This is a genomic window from Micromonospora sp. NPDC047753 (assembly GCF_040642735.1).
GTDB lineage: Bacteria > Actinomycetota > Actinomycetes > Mycobacteriales > Micromonosporaceae > Micromonospora.
Window position 1 is genome coordinate 1 of record NZ_JBEYSL010000438.1, and the last position, 5,737, is coordinate 5,737.

The window sequence follows — 5,737 nt, forward strand, 5'->3', positions numbered from 1 at the left end:
AGCGCCCCGCCTCGGCCGCGTCACCGGCCCGGGTGCGACGGTGCGCCACCGGCGCACCGTCGGCGTTCAGGTGGTGCGGGGCGGCGTACGTGACAGTGGTGTGCACGATGTCGCCCGGCCGGATCTGACCGGCCAGGGACTCCCCGTCGGCGGTCTCGGTCGCGAAGTGCACAAGTCGACCGTCGCGGGCCCGACCGGACATCCGACCGGTCCGCTCGTCCTTACGGCCCTCGCCGACCGCGACCAGCACCTCGACGGTCTCACCGACGAGGCGCTTGTTCTCCGCCCAGGTGATCTCCTCGACGCAGGCGATCAACCGCTCGTAGCGCTCCTGCACCACCTGCTTGGGTAGCTGGTCGTCCATCGTCGCGGCGGGCGTGCCGGGCCGCTTCGAGTACTGGAAGGTGAAGGCCGAGGAGAACCGGGCCTCCCGGACCACGTCAAGGGTTCGCTGGAAGTCGGCCTCGGTCTCACCGGGGAAGCCGACGATGATGTCGGTGGTGATCGCCGCATCCGGCATCGCCGTGCGGACCTTCTCGATGATCCCCAGGTAGCGCTCGGAGCGGTAGGAGCGGCGCATCGCCCGAAGCACGTCGTCGGAGCCGGACTGCAACGGCATGTGCAGCGAGTGACAGACGTTCGGCGTCTCGGCCATCGCGGCGATCACGTCGTCGGTGAAGTCCTTCGGGTGCGGGCTGGTGAACCGCACCCGCTCCAACCCGTCGATGTCGCCGCAGGCCCGCAGCAGCTTGCCGAACGCGTACCGGTCGCCGAACTCCACGCCGTACGAGTTGACGTTCTGCCCGAGCAGGGTCACCTCCAGCACGCCCTCGTCGACAAGGGCGCGCACCTCGGAGAGGATGTCGCCGGGGCGCCGGTCCTTCTCCTTGCCGCGCAGCGCCGGAACGATGCAGAACGTGCAGGTGTTGTTGCAGCCCACCGAGATCGACACCCAGCCGGCGTACGTGGACTCGCGGCGGGTGGGCAGCGTGGACGGGAAGACGTCGAGGGACTCCAGGATCTCCACCTCGGCGGCGGCGTTGTGCCGGGCCCGCTCCAACAGCACCGGCAGCGCGCCGATGTTGTGGGTGCCGAAGACGACGTCAACCCAGGGGGCCTTGCGGACGATGTCGCCCCGATCCTTCTGGGCGAGGCAGCCGCCGACAGCGATCTGCATCCCGGGGTGCTTGTCCTTCACCGGGCGCAGGCGACCGAGGTTGCCGTAGAGCCGGTTGTCCGCGTTCTCCCGCACCGCGCAGGTATTGAAGACCACGATGTCCGGGGTGTCGTCGCCAGCGGGTGCACGCTCGTATCCCGCCTGCTCGAGCAGGCCGGAGATGCGTTCGGAGTCGTGCACGTTCATCTGGCAGCCGTACGTGACGACGTTGTAGGTCCTAGCCACCCTGTTGGTGCCCCTTCCCCTCGGGCTACCAGGGTAGCGGCCCGGGCCGGGGGGACCTCCGACCGGCTTTGTCCGGTCCTGCGGCGTTGACCCGGCGGCCCGTGGCGAGGGTTTACGGCGGACAGTACGCTGCGGCACAGAACGTGACCCCGAGCGATTCCGGGTCTTCGTACTCAGGGCCGCTGCGCGGCTCCGCTCAGCTGGGCAGCGCAGAACGACCCGCGGGAGGCCACACGTGACGCGACAAGATGCGGCACAACACACCGTCATAGCCCCGGACGGACGGCACCTCGCCGTGGAGACCTCCGGCGCAGCGGACGGCCTCCCGGTCTTCCTGCTGCACGGCACCCCCGGCAGCCGCAGCGGGCCCCGACCCCGCGGCATCGTCGTCAACCGGCTCGGCGTGCAACTCGTCTGCTACGACCGGCCCGGGTACGGCGACTCCGACCGGCACGAAGGTCGTTTGGTGGCCGACGCGGCGGCCGATGTGGCGGCGATCGCCGACGACCTCGGCATCGAGCGGTTCGCGGTGGTGGGCCGCTCCGGTGGTGGGCCGCACGCCCTGGCCTGTGCCGCGCTGCTGCCGGAGCGGGTCACCCGGGCCGCCGTACTGGTGGGGCTCGCCCCGGCGGGCGCGCCCGACCTGGACTGGTACGCCGGGATGGCGGAATCGAACGTGACGGACTACGGGCAGGCCGACGACGACCTGGCCGCGCTCACGCTCAACCTGAAGGTCCGCGCGGACGAGGGCCGGCGGGACCCGATGACGCTGCTGGACTTCCTCCGCCCCCATCTGCCCGACGAGGACATCCGGGTCGTCGACGACGTCGCGATCCGCCGATTGCTGACCGACATGTACTCCGAGGCGCTGCGCCACGGCCCCGAGGGTTGGATCGACGACGTGCTGGCGATCCGGCGTGGCTGGGGGTTCGACCTGGGCGCCATCCGCGCGGAGGTCCGGCTCTGGCACGGCGAGCAGGACCGCTTCTCCCCGGTGGAGCACTCGCACTGGCTCGCCTCGCGGATCGCACGCGCCGAGGTGCAGGTGCAGCCCGGCACCGCGCACTTCGGGGCGGTGGAGATCCTCCCGCAGACCCTGAACTGGCTGACCACATCGGACCTCGCGACCAGCCCAGGGCTCTGACCGTCCGGCCGCGACCGGTGGGCCGCCCCGGCCGGCCGCCCGCCGAACACCCCGCTCAGATGGTGTGTGGGTCGATCACCCGGACCACGAACCTCCGTTCGCGCAGGGTCTGCACCGTCGGGTGCTCCACGCCGATCACCTCGGCCAGCCGGTCCACCACGACGTCGACGTCCTCGGCGCCGTCGTCGCCGGCCCGCCTCGCCGCCAGGGCGAGATCGCCGAGGCAGCGCAGCGTGTCGGGGTGGTCCGCACCGATCACCGTGGCCAGCCGACCGGCGGTCTCCCGCAGGCGGTCCCGCGCCAGCTCCCAGTCACCCTCCTCGGCGAGGCACACCGCCTGGTTGACCTCCGCCGCGAGGGTGTGCGGGTGGTCCGGCCCGAGCACCTTGCGCAACTCGCCGACCGCCCAGGCCGCCGACGCGAGGGCGTCCGACCTGCGGCCGAGCGCGCGCTCCGCGGCCGAGATGTTGCTCAGCGTCGCCAGGACGTGCGGGTGCTCCGGGCCGAGCCGGAGCTGCTCCTCGAACGCCGCCCGCACGGCGTTCATCTCGGTGAGCGCACGGGCCGCATCGCCGACAGCCAACAGGTTTGCTGCGCGGCTCGATCGGCACGCCACCGTGTCCGGGTTGTCCGGACCAAACTGTTCGTCGAGCCCGCGGTACGCCGTTTCGAACATTGGCGCGGCCTCGCTGCCCCGGCCGCAACTGCGCAGGGACACCGCCAGGTTGACCTGGGCAGCGAGACTCCGGCCGTCATCCGGCCCGAGCACCTCGCAGTACGTCTCGTACACGGTGCGCAGCAGGGTCGCCGACCTGCCGTACTCGCCAGCTTCCCGCAGGTCGCTGCCCAGCCGCACGGCGGAGACGAGGGTGTGGGGATGGGTGGGGCCGAGCACCAGCCGCCGCCGCTGGTGCACCTCGTCGTCCCAGCGACGGGCCGACCGGTAGTCACCGACCAGTCGGTACGAGACAGCGAGGTTGTTGGCGGCGCTCAACGTGCGGGGATGGTCCTCGCCGAACACCTGGAGCCAGGAGGCGTAGGTGGACCGGTCCCGTTCCAGGGCCTCGGCGTAGCGGCCGAGCGCCCGCAGGTCACCGCCGAGGCTGCCGGCGGTCATCAGACTGTGCGGGTGCAGCGGGCCCAGCAGCCGACGTTGCTCGGCCAGCACCGCCTCGTCCAGGTCCCGGGCCTCGTCGAACCGGCCCAGGCAGCGCCAGATGTTCGCCCGGTTGAAGCGCAGATGCAGCAGTTGGCGGCTGAGCGCCGATGCCTCGACCTCGTCGTGCGTGTCCCCGAGCCGGGCGCTCCAGGTGTCGTCCACCTCCTGGCTGAACACGTCGGCCTGGTCCAGACCGCCGCGCTGCCACAGATAGCGGACCCGGTCGATCAGCAGCTGACACACCGACTCGTCCGGGCAGGTCAACGCCTCGGAGACCTCCAGGTGCGGCCAGAGCATGCGCAGCCGGGCCCAGGTGCTCGGGTCGTCCACGTCGCCTCGGGGCCGGGACGCGGCCAGCACCAGGTGCACCTGGTGTCGAGCGGCGTCGATCTCGTCTTCGGTCATCCGGTCGCGGACCACCGCCTGCAACAGCCGGTGCACCTGGACCCGACCGCCCTGAACGTCGAGTTTGAGCAGCGCCAGGCGGTTGATCTGCTGGACCAGGGCACCGCGCACCAGCCGCTCGGAAACGGACGGGTCGAACGGCACGAGGGCAGCCGCCATCTCGTCGCTGTAGATGAGTTCGAGGGCGATCTCCGGGGCCAGCACCGAGCAGAGCTGCAACAGCCGGTACGCCGCCGGAGCCTGCTCCAGCAGCCGGTTCAGCGACAGGTCCCAGGTCGCCTCCACGGAGAGCGCGCTGGGGCCGTGTCGCTCGATCTGCCGCAGGTAGTCGGCGACCGACGTGCCGGTGTCGGCGAGCCAGGCCCCCGCCGCGGCCACCGCGATCGGCAGGTCGCCGAGCGCCTCGGCCACCCGGTCGGCCTCCTCGACGCTGATGGTGGGCACCCGCTGGGCGAGGTGCGCCACGCTCTCGGTGCGGTCGAAGACGTCCACCTGGATCGGGTTCGCCCGGTCACCCCAGGCACGGTTGCGGGAGGTCAGCAGAACGTGCCCGGGGCCCTGCGGCAGGAACGGCTCGATCTGGTCGAGTTCTTCGGCGTTGTCCAGCACCACGAGCCACCGCTCGTACGGCTCGCCACGGCCGAGCACCTGCAGCACCGAGCGGACCGTGTCGGGCAGGGTGGGCCCGGCGAGGATGCCGAGACGGACGGCGAGGTCGGCGAGGGCGGTGTCGACGAACTGCGGCGGGTCCGCCACGATCCACCAGACCACGTCGTACGCGGCCTTGAACCGGTGGACGTATTCCAGAGCCACCTGCGTCTTGCCGACGCCGCCCATGCCCTGCAGAGCGACCGGCAGCACCACTGCGCTACCCCCGCTCTGCAACTGCGCGCGCAGCCGCGCCAGGTCGTCCTCCCGGCCGGTGAACCAGGCGTTCCGGTTGGGGGCGTTGAAGACCAGCGGCTCGGTGCCGGGGAAGCGGGCACTCCCGCCCGCCGGGCCGTCCTGCGACGACGGCACCGGCCGTCCGACCAGCCGCAACACTCGTTCCACGGCGGTCGCGGCGCTCACGTTGACGAGGTTGGTCGAACTCTTCGACGGGAACTCCGCAAGCGGGCGCAGGTCGGCGACGTACACGGCGAGGGCAGTGGAGCCGGTGCTCAGGTCCCGGTAGGGCAGACCGCCGGACGGCGTCGCCACGTACGCCGGCGAGACCACTGTCAGCGTGCGCGGGGCCGGCGTGCCGGCGGACCCGACGGCGGCCGTAGGCTCCACCACCCGCAGCCCGGCCGAGCTGAGCACCCGCTCCAGCCACTCGGCCCAGATGGCGTCCTCCGGTGCGCACCGGAGCATGATCTGGTCGTCGACCGCCTCGGTGCGGCGGCGGAAACGGGCTATGCCCCGCTTCCGCACCGACTCGTCCATCACCGGCAGCGCGGTCACCGCGCCGTCGGTGAGGATCCCGGTCAACGTCTCGTACGCGGCCAGCAGTGACGTCGGAGAGCCCGGCGGGTCACCGAATGTCGCAAGTGTCTCCTCGTACGCGTAGAACGGTCGGTACGGCACCTCCACCGCGGCCCAGTAACGCCGCCGTTCCGCTTCGGTCATGCCGGCCGGCAACCCGGCG

General features: G+C 71.7%; 3 protein-coding genes. 1 reads left to right on the forward strand and 2 read right to left on the reverse strand.

Annotation, left to right across the window (positions count from 1 at the left end; translation table 11 throughout):
• A partial coding sequence (gene miaB / locus ABZ749_RS27785) for a tRNA (N6-isopentenyl adenosine(37)-C2)-methylthiotransferase MiaB (protein ID WP_357232996.1) occupies positions 1-1,363 on the reverse strand: 1,363 nt, incomplete at its 3' end.
• A 274-nt stretch (positions 1,364-1,637) separates the two neighbouring features.
• Between miaB and ABZ749_RS27790 the strand changes: the two genes are divergently transcribed.
• Complete coding sequence (locus ABZ749_RS27790; RefSeq protein ID WP_357232992.1) at positions 1,638-2,546, forward strand: alpha/beta hydrolase; 909 nt, start codon at positions 1,638-1,640, stop codon at positions 2,544-2,546.
• Between the two features lie 55 nt (positions 2,547-2,601).
• On the opposite strand, the gene fxsT is transcribed toward ABZ749_RS27790, so the two are convergent.
• Positions 2,602-5,737 (reverse strand): FxSxx-COOH system tetratricopeptide repeat protein (gene fxsT / locus ABZ749_RS27795; protein ID WP_357232994.1); only part of this gene is annotated, 3,136 nt, incomplete at its 5' end.